General features: G+C 38.2%; 16 protein-coding genes. 5 read left to right on the top strand and 11 right to left on the bottom strand.

Annotated elements, in window-relative coordinates; all coding sequences use genetic code 11:
• Positions 1 to 92: 92 nt before the first annotated feature.
• Both ACP6PM_RS32635 and ACP6PM_RS32630 read right to left on the bottom strand, forming a co-directional pair.
• On the bottom strand, positions 93 to 317 hold the full coding sequence (locus ACP6PM_RS32635) for a hypothetical protein (RefSeq protein WP_426591013.1): 225 nt from the start codon (positions 315 to 317) through the stop codon (positions 93 to 95).
• Positions 314 to 2,119 carry a S8 family peptidase gene (locus tag ACP6PM_RS32630; protein ID WP_426591012.1) on the bottom strand — a complete coding sequence of 602 codons (1,806 nt, stop codon included), beginning with the start codon at positions 2,117 to 2,119 and terminating at the stop codon, positions 314 to 316. Before ACP6PM_RS32630 ends, ACP6PM_RS32635 begins: the two co-directional genes overlap by 4 nt.
• A gap of 265 nt (positions 2,120 to 2,384) precedes the next feature.
• Here ACP6PM_RS32630 and ACP6PM_RS32625 point away from each other — a divergent pair, with 265 nt between their 5' ends.
• Both ACP6PM_RS32625 and ACP6PM_RS32620 read left to right on the top strand, forming a co-directional pair.
• The gene (locus ACP6PM_RS32625) at positions 2,385 to 2,942 is read left to right on the top strand and encodes a YHS domain-containing (seleno)protein (RefSeq protein ID WP_426591011.1); all 558 of its coding nucleotides are present in this window, start codon (positions 2,385 to 2,387) and stop codon (positions 2,940 to 2,942) included.
• A 528-nt stretch (positions 2,943 to 3,470) separates the two neighbouring features.
• Positions 3,471 to 4,883, top strand: coding sequence for an MATE family efflux transporter (locus ACP6PM_RS32620; protein WP_426591010.1), 1,413 nt, complete (start codon positions 3,471 to 3,473; stop codon positions 4,881 to 4,883).
• A 13-nt stretch (positions 4,884 to 4,896) separates the two neighbouring features.
• On the opposite strand, the gene ACP6PM_RS32615 is transcribed toward ACP6PM_RS32620, so the two are convergent.
• From ACP6PM_RS32615 to ACP6PM_RS32600, 4 genes are all read right to left on the bottom strand, one after another.
• Positions 4,897 to 6,492 (bottom strand): hypothetical protein, encoded by a 1,596-nt coding sequence (locus ACP6PM_RS32615; protein ID WP_426591009.1) that lies wholly within the window; start codon positions 6,490 to 6,492, stop codon positions 4,897 to 4,899.
• Positions 6,493 to 7,007: 515 nt separating this feature from the next.
• On the bottom strand, positions 7,008 to 8,147 hold the full coding sequence (locus ACP6PM_RS32610) for a hypothetical protein (RefSeq protein WP_426591008.1): 1,140 nt from the start codon (positions 8,145 to 8,147) through the stop codon (positions 7,008 to 7,010).
• Positions 8,148 to 8,485: 338 nt separating this feature from the next.
• Positions 8,486 to 9,844 (bottom strand): flippase, encoded by a 1,359-nt coding sequence (locus ACP6PM_RS32605; protein ID WP_426591007.1) that lies wholly within the window; start codon positions 9,842 to 9,844, stop codon positions 8,486 to 8,488.
• A 235-nt stretch (positions 9,845 to 10,079) separates the two neighbouring features.
• Positions 10,080 to 11,231 carry a hypothetical protein gene (locus ACP6PM_RS32600; RefSeq protein WP_426591006.1) on the bottom strand — a complete coding sequence of 384 codons (1,152 nt, stop codon included), beginning with the start codon at positions 11,229 to 11,231 and terminating at the stop codon, positions 10,080 to 10,082.
• Between the two features lie 774 nt (positions 11,232 to 12,005).
• Here ACP6PM_RS32600 and ACP6PM_RS32595 point away from each other — a divergent pair.
• Together ACP6PM_RS32595 and ACP6PM_RS32590 are read left to right on the top strand one after the other, a co-directional pair.
• The gene (locus ACP6PM_RS32595; protein WP_426591005.1) at positions 12,006 to 12,407 is read left to right on the top strand and encodes a hypothetical protein; all 402 of its coding nucleotides are present in this window, start codon (positions 12,006 to 12,008) and stop codon (positions 12,405 to 12,407) included.
• A 346-nt stretch (positions 12,408 to 12,753) separates the two neighbouring features.
• Positions 12,754 to 15,591, top strand: coding sequence for a WD40 domain-containing protein (locus tag ACP6PM_RS32590; RefSeq protein WP_426591004.1), 2,838 nt, complete (start codon positions 12,754 to 12,756; stop codon positions 15,589 to 15,591).
• Between the two features lie 24 nt (positions 15,592 to 15,615).
• On the opposite strand, the gene ACP6PM_RS32585 is transcribed toward ACP6PM_RS32590, so the two are convergent.
• The 5 genes from ACP6PM_RS32585 to ACP6PM_RS32565 all read right to left on the bottom strand — a co-directional run bounded on the left by ACP6PM_RS32585 (position 15,616) and on the right by ACP6PM_RS32565 (position 19,851).
• On the bottom strand, positions 15,616 to 15,813 hold the full coding sequence (locus tag ACP6PM_RS32585) for a hypothetical protein (protein ID WP_426591003.1): 198 nt from the start codon (positions 15,811 to 15,813) through the stop codon (positions 15,616 to 15,618).
• A gap of 6 nt (positions 15,814 to 15,819) precedes the next feature.
• On the bottom strand, positions 15,820 to 16,287 hold the full coding sequence (locus ACP6PM_RS32580) for a transposase (RefSeq protein ID WP_426591002.1): 468 nt from the start codon (positions 16,285 to 16,287) through the stop codon (positions 15,820 to 15,822).
• A 35-nt stretch (positions 16,288 to 16,322) separates the two neighbouring features.
• Positions 16,323 to 16,751, bottom strand: coding sequence for a helix-turn-helix domain-containing protein (locus ACP6PM_RS32575; RefSeq protein WP_426591001.1), 429 nt, complete (start codon positions 16,749 to 16,751; stop codon positions 16,323 to 16,325).
• 168 nt (positions 16,752 to 16,919) lie between these two features.
• Positions 16,920 to 17,828: a DMT family transporter gene (locus tag ACP6PM_RS32570; protein ID WP_426591000.1), complete on the bottom strand. Its 909-nt coding sequence runs from the start codon at positions 17,826 to 17,828 to the stop codon at positions 16,920 to 16,922.
• Between the two features lie 487 nt (positions 17,829 to 18,315).
• On the bottom strand, positions 18,316 to 19,851 hold the full coding sequence (locus ACP6PM_RS32565; RefSeq protein WP_426590999.1) for a CPBP family intramembrane glutamic endopeptidase: 1,536 nt from the start codon (positions 19,849 to 19,851) through the stop codon (positions 18,316 to 18,318).
• A 1,585-nt stretch (positions 19,852 to 21,436) separates the two neighbouring features.
• On the opposite strand from ACP6PM_RS32565, the gene ACP6PM_RS32560 reads away from it, so the two are divergent.
• Positions 21,437 to 22,792 carry a histidine phosphatase family protein gene (locus ACP6PM_RS32560; RefSeq protein WP_426590998.1) on the top strand — a complete coding sequence of 452 codons (1,356 nt, stop codon included), beginning with the start codon at positions 21,437 to 21,439 and terminating at the stop codon, positions 22,790 to 22,792.
• Positions 22,793 to 23,307 lie beyond the last annotated feature (515 nt).

Here is a 23,307-nt window from a genome sequence, read left to right as displayed (position 1 = left end):
AAACCCTGTAGGGGCGAATGGCCATTCGCCCCTACTGTACGTCGCTAATCTGACGGCTATCCTATCTGACTTGCGCGTAGCGCTATAACTCACTATTCCAATATCTCGAAAGATTCAACTTCCAATACTGGACCGATCATTGCTATTGTCATTACATCCTCTCGTACCACACCTGTAACACTTGCCTTCTGGTCAGACTTACATAGCTCGGTAGGAGCATCCTTTAATTCATAAGTTACACCATCAGTTACTAACGCCCAAGTACCAGTACCAAATCCTTGTTTTTCTACAGTACCACTTACTGTAATACTACTCATGCTAACTTTTCCTCTGTTCTAATTGCCAAACGTGCTAAACCTAAACATAATAGAGCATTCACAACTAGGAAAATTTGAGCAGGTATACCAGCACCTAATCCCCAAACAGCAGGATCGATAACTGCACTCACAGCCAAACAGCTAGCAACTCCAATAGTAGTACCGATCGCTACCCACTTCCATTGGCGATGACCCAATAAGAACACTATTAATAATGCTGGAATTAATACACTAGCAAAAATGGGATTCAAAATACCACTACCTTGAATAGCTCCACCAAGTTCGGGCACAGAACTACCCATCACACGCATTGGCCATTGGGGTAAATCAAAGACATAGAAACCACGGAGGAAAAATAACCCACTGCTACCAGCAACTAATCCAGTATGTAGAGGAAAACTCCAACTGAAAGGGAAATAATTCCGCAGCAACCAAGCTAATATATAAGACCCTAACACCATTGCCAACTTCGGCAACAACGCTACTGCACCACCATCAAGCCAAAAACCAGGATTGAGATAACCGTTATCATGCAACCACCGGAAGAAGTCGCGGAAGGTAATTTGACCTCTAATTGCCAACTTTACTGCTGCTGCTGCATCCAACTGACCTGCACCAAAATGATTTAACGGGTCTTCTTTAACAGCTCTAGCAGATTTTTTGAGAATGTTGGTGATTTCTTCTGGGTCTTCAATACCACTAGCTTTGACTAATGCTGCCACACCCGCAACATGGGGAGATGCCATGCTTGTTCCTTGGAAGGAGGCAAATACACTCTTGCCATTTTCTGGGTTAATGGTTTCTTGGAGAATACCGCCAGCTTCATTTTTACCAGAGGTGGAACCGCCAGGAGCAGAAATATCAACTCCTGCACCAAAGTTGGAGTAGGGAGCTTTTTCTCCAGCAGGGTCAGTAGCGGAGACACCCACAACATGGGGATAACGAGCGGGATAACTCGCTGAATTTTGGTTGGCGTTGCCAGCAGCAGCAATGACAACTACGCCTTTATTGTGGGCATAGTTAATTGCTTCTTTCATTATTTGGCTTTCACCGCCACCACCAAGACTCATGTTAATAATGTCTGCACCGTTATCAGCAGCAAATTTTATGGACTCAGCAATATCGGAAACTGTTCCACCACCACTAGCAGCTAATACTTTTAGAGGCATGATGCTAGCTTCGTAGGCGATACCCGCTACACCATAGTTGTTGTTGGTAGCTTGGGCAATAGTACCTGCAACATGAGTACCGTGACCATTGTCGTCGGTAGCTAATGTGCGGTCGTTAACAAAATCATACCCTGGTACAAAATTTGTTTTTTCCAGGTCGGGAACTTTGGAAACACCTGTATCAATAACTGCCACAGTTATCCCGTCGCCTTTGGTTTCATTCCAGGCAGATTCGACATTGATGCTCCGGAGGTTCCATTGTTTACCATACATGGGGTCGTTAGGAACACCGTCACCATTTTCAAAAATGATGGCATCCGCGCTATAGACGTAGTTCGGTTCTATGTATTCAGTATATTTGCCTAGAGAGCTTCTGAGGTTTTTGAGGAGTTGGCGATCGCCCTTGACAATATATACATTATCTGATATGGAAAATTCACTATTTAGACGAGGTGTGACTTGGTATTCATCGGAGATTGTCCTAATTTGATTGACAATTTTAGTAACTCCGATATCTTCACGGAAGTCTAACACAATTGAGTCGTAGACTCCTTTATTGGCCAAACCAGAGAAATTAGATAAGGCCCAACCAAGCCCAATTAAGAATAAGCAGACAAACAGAAATTTTTTCATTGTTTGAGATATTCACTATATTGAGGACTTTTTTACTACGATAGCTTAGACTTGACAGGTATTGGTGAATTTAGCTATGATTTTCGTGCTTAGGGGGTAGGGAATAGGTAGGGACATTGTATGGAAAATTCCTACGGTACAGCAGCAAGTAGTGAAAAGGCTATTATGAAAAGTTTCAGCAATTTCTCACAGTCTGCTCAGTTGACTGGCTTAAGTTAAAGATGTCGATCCTGCAATCCCAAAATCTTGTTGAGAAAAAGTTAAGATGAAACGTCGATATTTTGTCCTGTCTTCAGTTAGTTTCGGGTTGGTTATGGGGTGTGCTTCCCTACAAGCGAAAGATTCCCCTCAGTCATCAGTGGAACTATCCACCGATCCCGTACCGCCTGCTGCCGTATCGTCCAACAAGGTAGATGAATCTCAAATCGCCAATGTTACAGAGCCGATTTTTGCGGAAAACGGAGTTGCGATTCTAGGTGCTGATCCAGTTGCGTATTTTCAAGTAGGTCAACCTGTTCAAGGAAATCAACAATTTACTCACAACTGGATGGGTGTAAACTGGTGGTTTTCCAGTGCCAAAAATCGCGACTTGTTTGCAGCTTCCCCAGAGCAATATGCCCCGCAGTATGGGGGTTTCTGTGCTTTTGCCGTTGCTAATGGATACACAGCCCCTATCGTTCCAGAAGCCTGGAGCATTGTCGAAGGGAAGCTATATCTCAATTTCAGTTTAAGGATTCGCGATCGCTGGGAACGGGATATTCCAGGCAATATTGCCCGCGCTAATAAAAACTGGCCTGCTGCCGCCGCCAACTTTCGGGGGTAAGGAGTATAGCGCTACGCGCAAGTCAGAAGTCAGAAGTCAAAGGAGTAGGGGAGTAGGGGGGTAATTTTTTTGCCCAACAATGTGCCAAAAATGCTAACATGCATGAGCATGAAGAGCTGAAAACCAGGTACTTTTTCAATCAAAAAGGCGCTCAACCTTTATCTGTCAATACTTTTAGATTTATTCAGCAAGCCCTGATTATCAATTATCCATTAGACATCTCCAAAAATAAAAAATGAAATCAACAATTTCATTCCCTATTCCCTGACTTCTGGAAGAAGTCTATTAATGAACAACCCCGCAATTTTATGCTGTTTCACGGTAGTCAAAAATTAAAAAATAGGTTTTAGCTTACATTAGAGTTGTTGGGAATTAAGCTAAAAAAATGGCTCAAACCCTTATTATTCAAAGTTTATAGCGCTTTTCTGTCCCAAAATACTTAAAACCTTATAGAGTAAGCCTTTGAGCATTGTTCAATTTTTATTTCCCAACAACTCTATTATAAAAAGTAATGATAGTAAACCTAAAATGAAAATCTATTCACAACACCTTGACTTTTTGGCAAAATTACTTTCATCTGAAATTTATCAGGAAGCCAAAAGCTGCATTACTTTAGCAATTCCATTAAGTCTGGCTCAACTGATTGAGGTTAGTCTACTCACAGTTGATACCTGGGCAATGGGAAAATTAGGAACTGAAACCTTAGCTGGTGGTGCATTTGGTTGTGTGACATTTAGCTTCTTTTTCAATATCGGCATTTTTATCATCTCTGCCGTCAACACAGTTGCTGCAATTGCCTTCGGGAAAAAACAGTTTTCTAAATTAGGCCCTATTGTCGGGCAAGGTTTTTATCTAGCGCTACTAATTGCGTTACCAATGATGGCTATTCTTGGGGCTAGCTCTACATGGATAGCCTTTCTCGGTCAGGACGATGCTATTATCCTCCAAGGGAAATCTTACTTACAAGCTATACTCTGGGGGCTGCCCGCTTTATTCGGCTATGAAGTTTTGCGCAACGTTTTGACAGCAATTAATCGACCAAAAGTCATAACAGCAATTGCCATAAGTAGTATTTTCCTCAATGCTGGAGCCAATTATATTTTGGCATTTGGTAAATTTGGTTTTCCAGCACTTGGTTTAGCAGGAATTGGTTGGGCAACAGTAATTGTATTATGGTTTCAAATACTATTTGCCTTGAGTTTTATCTGCCTCAATCCTGACTTTAAAGATTATCAACTCTTCAGGCGATGCTTACAATTTAATGCCTCAGTCTTCCAAGAAATTTTTCAGCTCGGTTTGCCAATCGGAATTCAATATATTTCAGCAGGAAGCTTTAACATTGTTTTAGTTTACTTCTTTGGCTATTTCGGTGCTGTTTCCTTAGCTGCTTTTCAAATCGCTACTCAAGTAGGCAATATCATCCGAAATATTGTTTTGGGAGTTGCCCAAGCAACAGTTGCCAGAGTTGGAAAAATGTATGGTGAGCAAAGTTCACAAGGTGTTAGACGGGCAGGATTTGTTGGTATTACATTAGCAATATTCACTACCATAGTGACCCTGGTAATTGTAGCAGGTGAATCTGCCCCTATTGTTAATGCTTTCTTGACTCCCAAAAACCCGACGGATGTTGAGGTTTTTCAGCTTGCTTGCATCTTTTCAGTTATTATTGCGCTTCATCAAGTGATTAATGGGGTTGAGACAACTGCTACCGCTGCTTTACGGGGTATAAAGGATACAACTATACCGATGTTAATTGGTCTTTTTAGTTACTGGATATTCGGTATCAGTAGCATTTATTTATTGTCATTTTATTGGCATTTGCAGGGAGTGGGTTTGTTAATTAGCAATTCTTTAAGTGTGTTGACGACTACTATTGGTTTCCCGCTACGTTTCTACTTCAAAACAAATGAGTCTGCTTTGGAATCAAAATTTCGCGGGTAGTTTATATTTCTGGTCATGTGGTATTTCTTGTGCTAAGGTTTGGAACCTCTCGGATTTTATCTAAATCAATAACTCCCATCTCTAGCATCCTCGTTGGCGACGGATAATAAAACGGACCGGCAGAATACATTGCTCCATTTGGCTCAGAACTCTCAGACTCAACATACAAGGTTCCAAAATCATCTTGTAATATATCAGGAGGAGATGTAAATGGGACACGCAAATCTACTCCGGCAAACTGTTCATTAAATGCTTTAATCAGATCGTCAGAATATCCCGGAGCAAAATCTGCTGTACCTTTTTCCCTTAACTGTTGATAGTAAAATTGCTCTTGTATTGAATAGATACTGGTTGCCAATATAGCCTGTCCGATATCATCAATCTCTTTAACCCCGTAGCTCTCAATTTTAGGGGCAGGAATCCCTACTTGTACAAATGTATAATTATCTGCACATCTAAATCCACCAAAGCCCATTTCCAGATAAAATGCCTTTGCATAACGATCTAGATCGAACCCCGTTGTTCCTAGCCATGGCATATCTCGATACACACACGCACGCACAATAGCTTCTCCTGGGGATGGCCATGCAACTCGACACAGTTCCAATCCCATCTGCCTCATTTTTGCATCTCCAATTGTGGTATTAGCCATCATCATCCAGGTTGGTAGGTTGACTTCCCCCTTTCTTCGGATACCTGCTTTGGCAGGTTGAACAACAGAGACTTTATGAGAGCTTGGCATATAGGCCGCTGCTGCTGCCATATATTCGGCAGGTCTGTAGGGGCTAACACGAAGCCTTTCTTTTGAACCTGCCTGATAATAGGGTCCAGAAAAATCTAAATTGATTTCATCAGTATCGGTATGGCCTACATAGGTTTCATCATTAATTAACCCATGAACCATAGCCCAAATAAAGCCAGCTAAAAGTGTCGTTCCTTTGCCACTCAAGCGAACATTTCTATTTTTTGGGAAAAAACCTTCTTCTTGTAAAGCCTGAATATTAATGTGTTCTAACACTTGCCTCTGATCGATAACAATATCACTATGGGGTGCTGCTGCTGTCAATGTGCTAGGATCTGGACTGACAACGATGAGACGACCTTTCGGAAGCAATCGTTGATGGTGTGCAGCAACATGAGCAATAGTCTCTCTTTCGACAAATGCAGGCAGCAACCAAAGTCTATTGCAGTCTTGAGGACAAAGAAAATCACGAGCTGCTTCTACAATACATTTGGCATCATAGTCCTCCAGACTAACATTTGCTGCATTAAAGTAGAAAGCGTTATTCAACTGATTGTCAAGTTTTTCACGAATATCATAAGTTGCATTAAAATTAGTCTCACGCAAACGCTCCCCAACCCCAACGACTGGATTAAACGTAGTTACAGATTGACCTTTATCTGCTAATGGTTTTGTTTTAAGAGCTTGGTTTGCTGCGTCTAGACTCTTGACTAAATCTGGGATGTCAATAACCTCACCACTTCTTAAATGTTTGGGCAAGAAATCCAACTCCAATTTCCCGTACTGCAATAGAGCGGTCTCGATCTGCCTCTTCACTTGATTGATTTGCATAAGTTCGCGATCTGGTTCATTCCTGCTTTTTGTCATAGCTAGCTAATCGCCACAATAAAATCTTGATAATTTGTATCCAATAACTGTTAAGGTTCAGGCTAAATATTGGTTTTTTTCATGCCCTAAAGGGTTCGGGTAGCGAGGCCAAGTAGCAACAGGTTTTGACCACACCCGAATCAACTCTTGTCAGACCTTTATTTTCGGGTAGTGGTGTACAAGTAGTGATTTTTGCATTTTTACCCCTTACTGTGAAAGGATTTTACTTATAAATATCACTACATCTACAGGACTACCTATTTTCGTAAAACTAGCATCTTGGATTCCAAGCCTTCAATTGAAATAGAGTTCATTGATTTTTCTGACTCTATTGATAGATTCTGTTCTTCTACCCAAGAAATTACAGTTTCCCTATTGAAATACATTTTATGATATCTATCTGTCTATTAGGGAAACGACTGAAACCAGCATTCTAGGCTTGGTATTTTTTTGCTATCTCGGAGTCCAAAACCCTGATTTTACCATTGCCACAGAAAAACTGTCCGGAGTATTAATTATAGGATTAATGTTCCGGGAATGATAAAGTCTGGAGATCGAATCACGGGGTGTAGCGCGACGATCGCGACTATTTGGGCTATATCACTGTCATCAAGAGTTGTAACATTCCCGCGATTTGCTCTATCTCTGGCTAGAGTTGTGCCTGCTTGCGAGTCTCTTTCAAAGGCTTTAAGAGCCTGCGTTACGCTTGTAATTGGCAAGTCACAGTCTTCAAAAAGTTGGGTGACGATTCCAAATCGGTTGCTATTTAAATCCTCATAACGTACTGGTAGCATCGGAATATTTTGCTCCAAAAAATTCAAGGCACGATCCATGATAATCAGCCAATTCAAGGCAAAACATTCTACCCACGATAATACATCTTTTTTCAGGCGAATGCCCAGTTTTTCTAGCGCAATAGTACCATGATATCCCTCAAGCCAAGCTAAGGCGCGATCTACTGAAACCAATTCGGGAGAGCGATAGCGAATCATTAATCGATATTCTGAAGCAACGTAATCGACTGCATTCCGATATAGGAAAAGATTCTTAGCCTTGGGAAATGCTTGATAAAAAAGTCCTGTAAGGGCGACGCATTGGTTGCGAAATTTAATTGCCTGATGAGAAACTTGTCCTGCTGGGATTGGGTTAAAGATCAGTCGGGTACAATCTCTAATCAAAGATATTATTTCTCGATCGCGCCGACCATTTTGCTCTCGTAAATGAATCAATTGAGTAAACATATCTGGCTCGGAGAAGCTTACTACTTCACCCGATTTATTAAAAATGTGACTCAGCAGAGTTGAGCCAGAGCGCCCCGTTGAGTAGACTAGAATCAGTTTTTCCAATTTAGTCTTGACCCGTTCGGCAAGGTCATGCAAGCAGTCATACGGAAGCGCAATCAAGCTCTGGGCATTATCAAACTGAGCCTGATAATAGAAAGGCACTCGTGAGAGCATAATATCAGAGGATAAGGACACAAAAATAGCTTGTTGATGCTTGTCATCCAAGCAATACAAGCTAATATTGGGATCGTTGATGACAGTATCAGGATTCACGATCGCCCCTTCTTGATAAGTAAAGTCATCAATACTAACAACTGGGCTATCGCCAGGCTTCCGGTAACGATTTTCGATAATAAGTTGGGTTGCTGTCATATCAATTCAAAATTAAAAATTATTAATTCGCTCATTATAACCTCTGCCTGTTTGCTCCGCTAGAGCCGGAAAGTCAGAGGCTTGAAATTAGGAAAATATTTTGGATTTTTTCGCTCTCTCTGTGAAGAACGAGGCTTAAATCCTTAATTAAACAATTATTGAAATTAAGGAATGAACCAAAATTTTTGAATTTTGAATTTTGAATTCAAAAAATGGTCATATTGTTTTATTTTGAATAATTTCCTAGACTATGTATATTTTTTACATATTAGACATCTCCAAAAATCAAAAATTAAATCAATTCAAGATATGAAATTGTTGATTTCATTCCCTATTCCCTATTCCCTATTCCCTGACTTCTGCAAGAAGTCTATTTGTAAATAGTAAAAAATTGATGGATTTATCTCAACATTTTTGATGACTAGAATGCATTGCCAAACATTCCAAGTCACTAAAGTCAAAGTTGTTGAGATCGCAGCTCCCTCTACCCCAAACTGAGGAATTAAAATGGCATTTAATCCGACATTCATAAATGCACAAAAACCTGAAACGACAACAGCTTGATTTTGATAACCCGTCATCACCATTAGATTGCCAACTGGTCCGCACAAGAAATCCACCAAGTAACCAATAATCAGAATTTTCAAAGACCAATGAGATACCAAAAATTCTGGGCCGAAAATGCTGAGAATGGGTTGGGCAAAAATCGCCAAAATTATTGCGATCGTAACAGATGGAACAAAAATCCACAGGGTTACTTTAGCCACCACTTTTTGTAATTCTTCGCGATCGCCTTGAGCATAAAGAATGGCATAAGCCGGTGTAGTCGCGAGATTAATACTATGCAAGAAAAAAGCAGTCCACAATGCCGTTTTGGCCGCTGCACTGTAAATGCCAACAGCCCCAGCCCCAACCAAGACTCCCACCATAATAATATCCGTTTGTGTTAATAGGATTTCAAAAGTCCGGTTTAAAAACAAGGGAAGTGCTACCAACAACCATTGGCGAGGTTTGTAAACTGGCTTGATTTGACCGATTTCCTCCTTTAATTTGAACCAGAGACAGCCAACCTGAAAGACAACTACTATTAATAGAGTCACCAGTGCCATTCGAGTCATCTGGATACCAGTCAGACAGTGGTTTTGGTGAAACAGGAAAAAACCACTTCCTAGCACAAAAAGAGGCCAGAGTATTTTCGATGGTCCATAAGCCAAAGGGATGTTATCCACCCCGCGAACCATATCTTCCTGTAACTGGATTAAAGCTTGCAGTGGCACTAGCCAAATTCCCACCAGCAAGACAGAAGCATAAGGAAAACTATGGTGGCGATCGAGGAAAGAAATTATTTCTGTAGTCCCTAAACAGAGCAGCAAACCTATTCCGACGGTAAACTGCCAACTGCTCAAGAGCAATCCCCATAATTCTGCCCATTCCTCTCGGACGCGGTATTCTGAGATGAAACGCAATACGGCGCGAGGCAATCCCAAACTTGCTGGAATAGCCAAGACTAAGGACCAAGAGAGGACATATTCGTAAATTCCATATTCAGTTTTCCCCATCCATTGTGCAAGGAAAACTTGCGTGAGGTAAGTAAAGATTGTTCCTGCGGCTTGCAACAACAGAATGGTTGCCGAATTTTTTGCCAAAACAGAGAGCTTGACGCTACTCTGAGTTTCACTGAGAGATGTAGTGGTCATTTCAGTTATCAGTTATCAGTTATCAGTTATCAGTTATCAGTACCTCTCTCTGCCTGTTTGCGCAGCATTCCCCAGGAAAGTTAGAGGCTTGAAATATTGAGCCTGTTTTTTTCATCCCCTTGAAAGGGGGAGGCTTGAGACCTGATTTTTTGGTCATGCTAGGGAAACGACTGAAACCAGTATTCGAGTGAAAAAATCTCTGAACTATTGCTTAAAAATGCTAGGACATAAATTCCTAAATACGCAAACAATCTTCAGAGGCTAACATTGCCAGCGGTGGGATAAAGAGGTCTGACTTTAGTTGTACGCTATAAGGCAGTCCGTGGTCTTCATTATCTGGCAATATTACAGTCCGATCTGCCTTACTTAAACAAGTATTAACGGTATGGTAATCTTCTGCCGTAAACTGAGATAGTGGTTTGCCATGTTTAATCAGAAACCAAGTCATTAGATTCAATTGGCGATACATAGTAGCATCATAGCACCGCCCACTTTGTCCCAAAGTACCACCGTCTTTTTTAGTTTGCGGGTTAACGACTTGGGCAACCTTATATTGGCTGTCTGGGAGGGAAGATGCAACCCAATCTGCCGCAAATAGCTGCCATACGCTCTCTAGCCCATAACCTATGGCAAAAGGAATCTGTTCGGCAATATCCCATCTGAGCATTATTTCGCCCGTTAGCGACCAAACGAGCTGGTCGAAATGTGCAGCATAGTGTCGCCCCAAGTCACTTTCATGTCGCCAATACTCGCGCATCACAAAAAGATAGTGATTATCTCTGAGTGCATTGTTTTGCGCGGTGAGTAAAAACAAACGTTGATCGTCTGGGAAAATAGCCTGAGCATACCCCAAATAATGAAGTGGCTGGAACTGATTAGCGTTGGCATCAACATCAAGAAAGAATAAATCCTTCAGTGTTTTCCAGGAAGAAACGTACTTGAGGTAAGCAAAAGCCATTGCAAAGGCTCTTCCTTTACCTGTATATTTAGCAATATCAACTGCAAAGCGTGAGTGAATGCGATCGGCATTGAACAACTTAACTAAATCCTGTTCGTTGAGGACTAAACAGCCTTTTTTCTCTAACCCCAAGTCATCGACAACAGTTTTGGTCTTGGGTGAGTGGACTACTATAACTCTCTCTGGTGCTATGCCTAACTCTAGGGTATAATTCAAGGTTTGGGGAAAGGAGTAACTTTCTCGTTTAGATCCCAGAGGTAAAAGCAAGCCAACTGTTGGCGAACGAAAATAGTCCTCTAGGTTTTTATGCTTGAGAGTGATGTTTGTAAGCTTTGGTGTGAAAAAATCGCTTTTACACGATAGCCTTTGCACCTCAATCACATTGGGAAAATTATGAACAGTTCTTTTTTGAGGGAAGGATTGTAGCATTTTTTTTTCGAGTATTCTTGGCTTTGGATATAGGAAACCCGTTTGATAGTACCACGATTTATCTAAGACGTAAAAATATCTCAATAGAATTCAAAGAAATCACATTGCTTGTGCCATGCTAGGCAGGAAACCATCTCAAAAGTTTGGCTCCTACTTTAGGAAAAACTATTTCAACAATTAATAATTAACAATTAACAATTAACAATTAACAATTGAAGTAGCACTCAGCACTCAGCACTCAGCTATCAGCTTTTCACGGTGTATAATGGGGGATTAAAACCCCCCAAAAAACCCACCACGCGCTGTTTCGCTCCTCTTGTGGGGGACTTAAACCCTTGGATCTTTAGCTGTTAACGTAGTTACGACCCAGGAGGCTAGCTAAATGCTGTTTGCGGAGCATTCCGTCAGGAAAAGCTAATAGCTAGTTAATTAATAATTATTCGGTAAGTCCTGTATTTAATTAAATAATGTTATAATAACTTTTTTATGTAAAATCAGGCTTGAATTTGAGGCATTGAGAGTGTAATAATTTAAGGGTTCGGGCAGGAAATATTAGCGTTCGGCTAAATTACTATTGGTTCTATATAGTCAGGACTTAACTTACGCATAATCGCCATATATAGTAGGGTTTAACGGCCGTTAAACCCTACAAGTTGTGTATAGTTCCATCCTTTGTGTAAGTTCTGATAGTGTCTTTGCGTAAGTCCCGATCGATTTATTCCACGATCTTTGTCCACTATTCAATTACTATAAGTAGAAAATCTGAGAACTCAAATGGAAAAAGGTTTATTGTGGCTGCCCCTATTAGGCGTATTTATCTGGTTAGCTTGGGCAGGTTGGAATGAGTATCAAAAGTTGGAAGCTTACCGCGCTTGGGCAGAATCTTTTGAGAAAGCCAAATATGATATTTATGCGGTATTGGGTCAGAATGGTGAAAGCATAACTTGGGGAAAACCTACACGCAAAGGACCCATTAATTTGGACACTTTTTCTTTGCAAGATGTGCGATCGCTACAATTATTAGTTAATAATAAGCTAGTAGATATAGAAAATCCACCTAGTCAAGGTAAAGTAGTTTTGGAGTTTATTTTTTCTGATGCTAAAAATATCCAAATTCCGTTTACAGATATTGATTTAGCAGTTAATTGGTGCAAATATTTACAGCGAAAATTGTAGTAGTTAAAGTAAACATAAGAATAATTAACACGCTCCTAGTAATCTACTACAATGATTTTGAAAAGTTGCCTTTCTGAAAATACTTAGATATTAGAATCTAATTATCTATCATAATTTCTATGGCAGAGTACTAGGGTACTAATTATCAAAAAGGTTATTTGGGACGTGTTAATTACTTAATAATAGAAGTGCTGCCTAAGTATAGCAATACTTTTTATATTTGGTATAATACTGTTTCACAGAAGTGAATTGGTATAATGTTTATGAATTTCTGGGAATTTATAATAAAGTAAAGCTTACTAAGATTTTCTATTGCCTAATCCCTACCCACTACCCTCTAAAAAAAATGGTATTAAAATTTCTCAAAACAGTTAGTAAAGCAGTGGCAGAAGCAGCCCAATTTGTTACTCTGAAAAAAGATGCTAAATCTACAACTATAGTAACTACAAAAAATCCTGCTTTAGCCCAACGACAACAAAATATTCAAGTAGAACAATTAAAACTAGAATATATCCAAAATCAAGATAACTTTGATTTAGAGAAACTGACTCAAGATAATTCCCAAGAATTACAGGCATTTATTCAAATTGCCGAAACTGCCAGACTCGAAACAAATATAGATTTTCCAAGATGGCTTTTAGAACAAGAAAAAGCAATTCAAATAGACATACTCAAACAAAACTATGAACTTCAACGAGAATTAGTTGCCTATCAACGAGAAACTTCTCTACAAATTATAGAAGAACAAAAAAGATTAGAAAATTCTCCTATTTGGTTAGTTGCTGCCGATATTCTCAACTCCGATCCAGAGGAAAAAATTCTGCCTCTGCGAGTTTTCTTTGCTCCACCAAAACTCGTATTTGATAGAATTGAAGCAGCTAATAATTCGCCTAATTTTTTCCCAAATCTTGAATTAACTTTAGCAGATGGTTTGCGACAATTTTTCAGAAATTATACAGCCAAAGGTAGAGAAATAGATTTTTTGGCAGGAGCTTGGGTAAGTAAATCTTTTCATAGTGAAGCTAGTATTAAAGCTTTATTTGGTGTATTAAAATCTCAGCCAACTTTAGTTTTAGAATCAGAAGTTAATGGCAATTATCTCAATTTTAGAATCGCTTATTGGAGTTTAGGCTGGTCGAAATATCGTTACGACCCTGTTATTTCTAGATTGCCTTATCGAGATATTTTATATGAATCTGCTAAACTACGGGCGCGTCGATGGTTAGCAATTAGGTCTAAGTTAATTGCTACTGGGGAAAAAGCAAAGAGAGTTGATGAACTTTATGCTGGGAATAATTTAATTAACCTGAAAAAATTACAGAGAGAGCAAAAATTTAGAAAGGCTGGAATTGACATTAGTGAATTGGATATGAACTATATTGTCAATCAAAAAGACTTTGAGGAATTAGGGAAATTTTTAAGTCTTTATCATTGTGTATTTGCTGGCTTAGTAGCAGATGAATATTTTTTGGTTGAATATAATCTCCCTCCTATTTTGCCAGAATTATTGCCGAATTTAATTAAAAATTTGCCAGAATCTTCAGAAGTTGATGAGATGATAGAATCCGTCATTTTGTATTATCAAAAAATTTATCAAGCTTTAGAAATTCAGCGTTCTGGTTGGATGGCAGAATTAGTTTTAGATTTAGCTCAAAGTTTGGCAAGTTTAACAAATAAAGTTTGGGCAACTACACAAATTGAAAATTCCCTAAAATATTGGTTAAAATTACGGAATTTATCCTCACCTCCAGAAGAATTAATTTTGCTGTTGGCAGCAATGGAATCTGTGGTAAAAGCTGAAGATTTAGAATATGTAAATAAATTAAATCAATGTTTAATAGCCATTGGGGAAACAAGGCAAATAAATGTCATGCAAATTTGCTACAAACGGGGGTTAAATAATTTTAAACAGGAAGATTATTTAGCAGCAATAAGCAATTTTGACCAAGCTATAAAACTAAATCAAAATTGGGGAGAAGCTTATTATAATCGTGGTGTTATTTACGCACAAATCGGAAAAGATCGGGAAGCAATTAATGATTTTACCGAAGCTTTGCGGATAAATGAAAATTGGGTAGATGCCTATAATAAACGCGGTAATACTTTTAATCAATTAGGGATATACGAAGAGGCGATCGCTGACTATGAACAAGCATTAAAATTACAGCCAGACTGTGAAGATGCGCGACACAATTTAGGCATTATCCAGGGAGTTTTAACAGAAATTAAACGCCAACAACAAGAAGAAGTAAAACCAGAACCTCCAACTGTTCAAAAAATAGCAAAACAACGGAAACATAAATTAGAAAATTTTGTTGTAGTTAATGAATTTAAAGCACATTCAGAAGGAGTAAGTTGTCTTGCAATCAGTCCCGATGGGCAAATATTAGCTAGTAGTAGTTATGATGACACTATTAAGTTGTGGCGCTTGAGTACGGGAGAAGAAATTTTTACTTTGGCAGGTCATTCTGACGATGTGGAGTCAGTAGCGTTTCACCCCGATGGAGAAATATTAGCTAGTGGCAGTTACGATCGCACTATTAAACTATGGCAGTTGAGTACAGGTAAAAAGATTCGTACTCTGCGCGGACATTCGGAGGATATTGAGTCTGTGGCATTCAGTCCTAATGGTCAGATATTAGCAACTGGAGGGGATGATAACGAAATTAAGTTGTGGCAGTTGAGTACAGGTAACGAACTTCATACTCTCACTGGTCATTCTGAGAGGGTTTGGTCTGTTGCATTTAGCGCTGATGGGCAAATGTTGGCGAGCGGCAGTGGTGACAATACTATTAAGCTCTGGCATTTGGCAACAGGACAAGAGTTTAAAACTCTGTGGGGGCATTCTGGTTATGTGAGTGCAGTTGCGTTTTGCGCCGACGGTGAAATGTTGGTGAGTGGGAGCGATGACAATACTATTAAGCTCTGGCAGTTGAGTACAGGTCTAGAAGTAGCTACTTTGACTGGTCATTCTAAAAGTATTTGGTGTTTGGCAGTTACCTCAGATGATACTTTGGTGAGTGGGGGTGCAGATAATTTGATTAAATTTTGGCAGTTGAGTACAGGTCAGGAAATGGGTACTTTGACTGGTCATAATTTGGGTGTGTTGGCAGTGGCAATTTCTCCTGAAGATGATGTTTTAGTTAGTGCTGGTGGTGATGGTTGTATTAAGGTGTGGCGATAAGTGGTGTTATTCTAGTGGTCCATTTCATTTATTTTGATGGGTTGGGTAAATCTTTGAAAGTTTAACTCTTGCATCTTCTGTACGAAAACGCCAATCCACACAAACCCGATTTTGATTACGCTCATACTCCCATATTGAAACCTCTTTTTCTAAAGTTTCCATATTTGCAATTCTTCTATTTAAACATTGGTGTACTAGCACAGATAACTCAGATTCAACCATATTTAATCAACTACCATGTTTGGGTGTATGGTGAATCTCTAATTTTTTGGCAATTCTTCTGGCTTCAGCTGGTTCAAATACTTCGTATAGAGCAGCAATAGTATGAGTATTTAAATTGTCTAATACCAATCGAATTACACTCGCTTCTGGAAAGTGAATATTCACTAATTCTTTCATACAATGAGCAAAATCAACCACTGTACTTCTATGAATCACCTGAATATGTCTCCATCCTAAATATGGAGCCAAAAAAGCAAATAAATTTCCGGTTCCATTGCGCTCATATTCATAGTCTATTTTTCCTACTTTACCTGACTTTTCTTGCGTTTTAGCTTTGGGTAATATCGGTTGATTTACATTCTTAATTAATTGGCACAATTTTTCGTCAAAGCAGACTAGCGGTCGTTTTTGGTCTACTGGTTGACTATATAAATCCAGTACATCTTCCATTCTAGATACAAATTCTGAACTCACTTTTGGTATGCACCATTGTTGCTTCAACCAAGGTTTTAATTCATTTTTTTTAATGTTCGATAAACTGTACTCTGACTAATACTCTCAACTACTTCCAGACTGACAAGTTTGTCTGCTAACATTTTCAAAGTCCAGCCCACACTTCCAGATGGTGGATGACTACAAGTTGTTGCAATTAAATATGCTTCTCCCACACTCGTTAATTTCCGTGGCTTACCACTACGAGGACGATCTTTTAATGTGGTTTTTAAATCCTCTTGACAAAACTGCTTTCTCGTTCGCTCCACCGTTGCTACTGATATTCGTAAGGTTTTGCTGATTATTTGATCTGTCTTACCTTCACTGGCCATTAGTAGTGTATGTGCCCGTCGAATTACTCTGGCATTGGAACTACCCTTTTTGACTATATCCAGTAGTTCTTGCCTTTGTTGTGATGAAAGATTAATTTTATGCAATTTATTCATATATTCTGATTTTTTGGCGTTGGCGGAGCCTAGCGGCAGCTATATCGCACTGTCTGATTGGACTAATAGAGTCCATACTACTTTAGTATAGAATTAAACCCATCAAAATAAATGAAATAGACCACTACGCCAAGATTTAATATTCTTTCTAAAATATCAATAAATTTGTTACTGAAAAGTAAATAATAAACTAATTCCTACTACTGCGACTAATACCCCAAAAACTGACCTAATACTTATTTTTTCTCCCATTTGAGCAGCAATAGGAATGATAAATATTGGACTGGTAGCTAAAAGAGTTTGAGCAATACCTGCTGGAGCAAATTTAAGAGAAGTTTGTTGTAACCAAATAGCTAAATAAGTACCGCCAAAAGTTGTAATAAAAATACCTCCTATAAGTTTCATTGACCAATTTATTTCTCCTAATTTTCCCTGTCTGATTCTCTGCACAAGCAACAACAATACAACAATAATTGTGCCTCCAATTAATCTGAATAAACTGCTCCATAAAGGAATAATATCCGAGGAAAGTAAAGCAAAACGAGAAATAATTGCACCACTAGAATTAGCTATTGCTGCTAATGTTGCCCAAATTATTCCTTGTTTAATATTAATATTACCAATTGCTGCACCAGGAGTTCTTTCTGAAATTACCCAAGCTACACCTATTCCTGTAATTAAAATTCCGCACCAAGCACCAAAAGTTAATTGTTCTTCTAAGAAAATTAAACCTAGTAAAGCGGTTATTGGAGGAGATAGAGTTGCCATCAAGAGAGTTCTTCTTGCACCCATATTTTTGAGGGCAGAAAAAAATGCAGTATCTCCTAAACCAATGCCAATAACACCGCTCATTAGAAATAAATTAATCGTAACTAAGTTTACTTCTGTCTGAAGTTTGCCACTAATAATTAAAGTAAGAAAAATCAGAGCGACCGCTATTAAACCTTTGAATAAATTTAATTTTAAGGGAGATATTTTTTGACCAAGTAAGCCATAAGCTGCGGAAGATACCGCCCACAAAAATGCACCACTTAAGGCAGCTACTTCGCCTTGAAAATTAGTAATCCATTGTTCCATAATTTTTTAGATGAAGGAAAAAGGTGAATGGTAAGTATTCAGCGGTCAGCTATCAGCTCTCAGCTATGAGTTATACCAATTACCAAAAGTAATCCTATACTTCAAAAGTCAAATAATTACCAAGATTAAAAATCTGTTTTTGACAATTATTAGTTATTTAGTATAAATTTTTTCTACTTTTAACATCTCCCCACATCTCCCACACTTCCCACATTTTCCCACCCGTTCGGGTATAGCATTCTTTTTGATAAATGGTATTATTAAGTCATTATTTTGGAAGGAAGAATTAGTCTCCAAAGAGAATTAACAGTTATGTTTGCCTAGCATTCCGCAGGAAATAAAATTGGTCATCAGTTAACCTTAGTCGTTGCTTGAATAAGTTCAAAAGCTGATAGCTGAATGCTTACGCTGCATGGAAGAAGAAAGAAGGAAGAAGTTGGTAAACTGTTCCCTGTTCCCTGTTCCCTATTCCCTGTTCCCTGCTATATTAAGAATTTCCACTTCCCAGAATATACAAACTTAATAAAGTTCCACTATTCCATAAACTATGTAATAACATAGAAGACAAAAGATTACGAGACCTGCTATAAACTACTCCTAAAATTATTCCTAAAACTGCTAAAGGTAACACTTCAGAAATATTCAAATGAGCTATAGCAAATAAAAAACCACTTGCGATAATTGCTACCCACACAGGCATATATTTTGTCAGAGAAGGTAATAAAAATCCGCGAAACATAACCTCTTCAAAAACTGGTGCAGCAATAGAAGCAGTGACAAAAAATAGAGCTAAAGCTAAACCATCTTGCCCGTTTAAAGCAATAGGTAAAATTGGATTACTGCCACCTTGACCTTGCCATAATTGTTGATTAATTAGAGATATTAAAATTACCATTGGCAAAGCTACAAAATAACCACCTAAACCCCAGAAAAACCAACCACCACGTAAATCAAATTTAAACCAACCTTCCGGCAAAGGAAAAAATGACTTTAATGATAAATACAATACTAAGAAACCTCCCAGAGAAAACAAAATATAAGTACCAAGAATATATCCTGCTTGTACCCTAACTCCCATCATTGCAGGTTGCACATTTGTAAAACTTTTAAAAATCTCTAATCCCAAAGGAATCATAATTTGTCCGACCAAGAAAAACCCTACGACAAATACTTGTAAAATTGTTTCACCATCCCAAGTTACCTCCCAAGGTAAATCGGCATTTTTTAATAATAAAGATTCCTTTCCAGAAATTAACCATTGCACTCCTAAAAATATCAGTAATCCTACTCCGAATACTAATCCCATTCCCGGCACACCAGCAATAATAGCTAACTTTAATACTGCTTGTTTTGCTATTTCCTGTTCTTGGTTTTCCAGTTCACTTAAAGCTTCTTGTCTTTCCTGTAATTTGTATAATTCTTTTAAAGCACGATAACGAAACCATCCATCTAAATTTTGTTTAATTAAAGCTTCTGCATTAGGTAAAATTTTGGCTGGTTTGCTCCAAATTTCTGCTAAAATCTTGGCTGTTTCTCCTAAAGGTTGATTTGCCGTTTCTGACTCATTTAAATTTTGCCAACTTTGCCTAGCTTCATTTACTTGATTTTTTTGTACTTGCAAGATGCCAATATTAATATCAAATTCATTAATCAGATTTTTTAACTCATTTATATTCTGATTCAACTGTTGATTTTGTGCTGATATCTGCTCTTCTAAAGGCAAAATTTGTAATTTATTTTCTTGTTTTTCCAGTTGTTTTTGAGCAGACTCACAAGCATTTTTGTATTGTATTAATCCAGCTTGATAAGAGTCATTACCAATCAAAGCTTTACTAGCTATATTAAAATTTTTACTGTCTAAATCTTTAGGTTCCCATTCCGCAGCGTGCAGCAATAGATTTGTCTGATATAACTCCAGACGACTTTGAATTTGTGGCTGAGTTACACTACTAATTAAAGAAAAACTAATAAAAGCGATCGCTACAATAGTCAGAATACTTAAAATTAACCTTTTAATTTTCATTAATATCTCCCTAACTAAATACTATTTCAGTTTAAATATTTCACAATTAGTTTCACTCCCATAGCAATTTTTATACTGGTAAGGTACAAAATTCGTTTGTTTTAGGGAAGAGAAAACAAACAGAAAAATTACTCTACTTCAAAAGTCTGAGAACTTCTATATTATATGAAATGATCTACTGAAATTACTGTAGCGTGAAAGTTTTCAGACTATACAATTACTTTTGACTCTTGTTTTTTTCGGAAGCTTCATAAAATGAAAATGTTTGTGTTTTTTCACTAAACAGGTATGGATGGAAAGATTTGATGAGGGAAAAGCAAGTATTTGTGGAAGCTTCAGAGAATGAAAGTATTCCTGGTATTTCTCTTAGGAAAAATTATTGAATATTTTGATTGTCTCTGAGCTAGGAAATTTAGTTGAATAAAAAATCATATATATAGGCGAGTGACTCCAGCTAAATTTTATGATATCAGAAAAATTGTGATGATGCAACCGAAAATCCTTTGGCGCACCATTTTTCTGGAGCTTAAGAAAATGAAAATGTTTGTGTTTTTTCACTAAACAGATATGGATGGAAAAATTTGATGAGGCAAAAGCAAGTATTTGTGGAAGCTTCAGAGAATGAAAATATTCCTGGTATTTCTCTTAGGAAAAATTATTGAATATTTTGATTGTCTCTGAGCTAGGAAATTTAGTTGAATAAAAAATCATGCGTAAGGGCGAGTAAATCCAGTTAAATTTTATCATATCAGAAAAATTGTGATGATGCAACCGAAAATCCTTTGGCGCGCCATTTTTTAGGAGCTTAAGAAAATGAAAATGTTTGTGTTTTTTCACTAAACAGATTATGGATGGAAAAATTTGATGAGGGAAAAGTAAGCATTTTTGGGAAGCTCTACAGGATGAAAATATTTCTGGCACTTCTCTGAGAAAAAATTCCGGCATCAGAGTGATTGTCTCTGAGCTAGGAAATTTAGTTGAATAAAAAGTCATGCGTAAGGGCGAGTAAATCCAGTTAAATTTTATGATATCAGAAAAATTGTGATGATGCAACCGAAAATCCTTTGGCGCGCCATTTTTTTTAGGAGCTTAAGAAAATGAAAATGCTTGTAGTTTTCCAATCAACAGGTATGGATGGAAAAATTTGATGATGGGAAAAATCTGATTCTAATCTTAGAAGTAGTTGACATCCTCCCCAGCGGGTTGACGTTTTGCTGGTGCAAAGCTAACACAGGCTGCTGTGGCCTTGACGGTAGTCTTACGCTTACCTCCGCGTCCGTTTAGAGTCTCGGAATGCTCTCCCACGACTTATGAAAAATTGGGGTTGGTGTTTATTTCTGCCTTCAAGTTTAAACTGCTCATTGACCTGAAAGTTGCCCAAGTTCAGCTCTGAAGGTGAAGTAGTTTCGACAAACATCTTCTTTTCTACAGTATTTATGAGACAAGGCGGGTGTTGGAACCAACCTAATTTATAGTATGGAATAGCATAGAAAGTCGCCCTTCTAGGGCGAGGCTTTAAACCCAATTTTTTGGTAAAATGCTCTCTGTTGCAAACTTCCCAACCAACCTATAACCTAAATTATCGATGAGTACCCGTGTTATCCTTGTACGTCATGGCCAAAGCACCTATAATATAGAACATCGAATTCAAGGTCGCCTTGATGCTTCAGTTCTTACAGAGACTGGCCAAAATACTGCTCGTCAAGTAGGTAAAGCTCTTCAAAACCTAAAATTTGATGCTATTTATAGCAGTCCTCTACAAAGAGCAAAACAAACTGCTGAAATTATTCATTCCTATTTAGAATCTCCTCCCCCAGTCCAAACCAAAGAAAACTTAAGAGAAATTGATTTACCTTTGTGGGCAGGAATGTTGCGCGAAGAGGTGATAGAGAAATATCCAGAAGATTATAGTTTATGGAAAAAACATCCCCACGAACTTTCTATGGAAGTCTCAACACCAGAGGGTCAAATCAAGCATTTTCCTGTATTATCTTTGTTTGACCAAGCTCATCAATTTTGGCCTGAGATTTTGACTAGCGCTCATAAAACTATTCTAGTTGTGGCGCATAATGGTATTAATCGCTGCCTCATTTCTAAAGCTTTGGGAATACAACCCTCTTATTACCACTCTATTCAACAGTCCAATTGTGGCATTAATATACTTAACTTTACTCCTCCTTATCCCTCTTTTTCTGGAGAATATGAACCAGGAGGATCTGTACAATTAGAATCAATGAATCTCACTACTCAGATTGGTGAAAAGTTTCCCAAACCTAGAGATAAACATAAAGGTCCTCGGTTGTTACTGGTGCGTCATGGTGAGACTGACTGGAACCGAGATGGTAAATTTCAAGGACAAATTGATGTACCACTTAATGATAATGGTCGGGTGCAAGCTGCCCAAGCTGCGGAGTTTCTCAAGGATGTACATCTAGATTTTGCTGTGAGTAGTTCGATGTTACGCCCCAAAGAAACGGCAGAGATTATTTTGCAGCATCACCCAGATGTAGAGTTAAATTTATATGATGGTTTATGGGAAATTAGCCACGGTCTCTGGGAAGGAAAGTTTGAGTCAGAAATTGAAGATGGTTTTCCTGGATTATTGAAGCAGTGGAAGGAATTTCCAGAAACGGTACAAATGCCAGAGGGGGAAAATTTACAGCAGGTTTGGGAAAGAGCGCTGGTTACTTGGAAAGATATTATTCGGTCGGTTTCTGGTGTTGGTATTGTAGTTGCCCATGATGCTATTAATAAGGCTATTCTTTGTCAATTATTTGATTTGGAACCCCAACATTTCTGGAATTTTAAGCAGGGCAATGGAGCAGTTAGTGTAATTGATTATCCTAAAGGTCCAGATGGACCTCCGGTATTGGAGGTGATGAATATTACTTCTCATTTATCCGGGGGTATTCTCGACAAAACTGTAGCAGGGGCGTTGTAGAGAATTTTGAAGAAATTAAGACGTTAAAGATTTAGGAGATAAGGCTAGAGAATTAGTAAATTTAAGGGAGTTAAGAAACTGGGTTTATGGGAGATAGATGTCAGTATGATAGGGTAAGCAGGTAAATAAAATAAATTAAACATCTTAGAAGCTGAAATCCTTTTTGTGTAAACATGGCTTGTGTAAATAATTTTGTGTAGGTGTTTATCTAATACAAACCCGGTTTCTATTCCTTATTTATATCGGTCATAGTAAGGATTTAACTTCTGAGTTCTCAATTCGGAATTATGACTTCTGATTAGAAGTTGAAATCCTTTTTGTGTAAACATGGCTTGTGTAAATAATTTTGTGTAGGTGTTTATCTAATACAAACCCGGTTTCTATTCCTTATTTATATCGGTCATAGTAAGGATTTAACTTCTGAGTTCTCAATTCGGAATTATGACTTCTGATTAGAAGTTGAAATCCTTTTTGTGTAAACATGGCTTGTGTAAATAATTTTGTGTAGGTGTTTA

The organism is Dapis brunnea BLCC-M229 (assembly GCF_050015995.1).
Taxonomy (GTDB): domain Bacteria; phylum Cyanobacteriota; class Cyanobacteriia; order Cyanobacteriales; family Microcoleaceae; genus Trichodesmium.
Note: the sequence above shows the minus strand (reverse complement) of the source record. Positions and strands in the feature narration are given on the sequence as shown.

Coding starts and splice junctions, on each gene's coding strand:
- ACP6PM_RS32635 (WP_426591013.1), bottom strand. CDS start 317: ATGAGTAGTATTACAGTAAGTGGTACTGTAGAAAAACAAGGATTTGGT.
- ACP6PM_RS32630 (WP_426591012.1), bottom strand. CDS start 2,119: ATGAAAAAATTTCTGTTTGTCTGCTTATTCTTAATTGGGCTTGGTTGG.
- ACP6PM_RS32625 (WP_426591011.1), top strand. CDS start 2,385: ATGAAACGTCGATATTTTGTCCTGTCTTCAGTTAGTTTCGGGTTGGTT.
- ACP6PM_RS32620 (WP_426591010.1), top strand. CDS start 3,471: ATGAAAATCTATTCACAACACCTTGACTTTTTGGCAAAATTACTTTCA.
- ACP6PM_RS32615 (WP_426591009.1), bottom strand. CDS start 6,492: ATGACAAAAAGCAGGAATGAACCAGATCGCGAACTTATGCAAATCAAT.
- ACP6PM_RS32610 (WP_426591008.1), bottom strand. CDS start 8,147: ATGACAGCAACCCAACTTATTATCGAAAATCGTTACCGGAAGCCTGGC.
- ACP6PM_RS32605 (WP_426591007.1), bottom strand. CDS start 9,844: ATGACCACTACATCTCTCAGTGAAACTCAGAGTAGCGTCAAGCTCTCT.
- ACP6PM_RS32600 (WP_426591006.1), bottom strand. CDS start 11,231: ATGCTACAATCCTTCCCTCAAAAAAGAACTGTTCATAATTTTCCCAAT.
- ACP6PM_RS32595 (WP_426591005.1), top strand. CDS start 12,006: ATGGAAAAAGGTTTATTGTGGCTGCCCCTATTAGGCGTATTTATCTGG.
- ACP6PM_RS32590 (WP_426591004.1), top strand. CDS start 12,754: ATGGTATTAAAATTTCTCAAAACAGTTAGTAAAGCAGTGGCAGAAGCA.
- ACP6PM_RS32585 (WP_426591003.1), bottom strand. CDS start 15,813: ATGGTTGAATCTGAGTTATCTGTGCTAGTACACCAATGTTTAAATAGA.
- ACP6PM_RS32575 (WP_426591001.1), bottom strand. CDS start 16,751: ATGAATAAATTGCATAAAATTAATCTTTCATCACAACAAAGGCAAGAA.
- ACP6PM_RS32570 (WP_426591000.1), bottom strand. CDS start 17,828: ATGGAACAATGGATTACTAATTTTCAAGGCGAAGTAGCTGCCTTAAGT.
- ACP6PM_RS32565 (WP_426590999.1), bottom strand. CDS start 19,851: ATGAAAATTAAAAGGTTAATTTTAAGTATTCTGACTATTGTAGCGATC.
- ACP6PM_RS32560 (WP_426590998.1), top strand. CDS start 21,437: ATGAGTACCCGTGTTATCCTTGTACGTCATGGCCAAAGCACCTATAAT.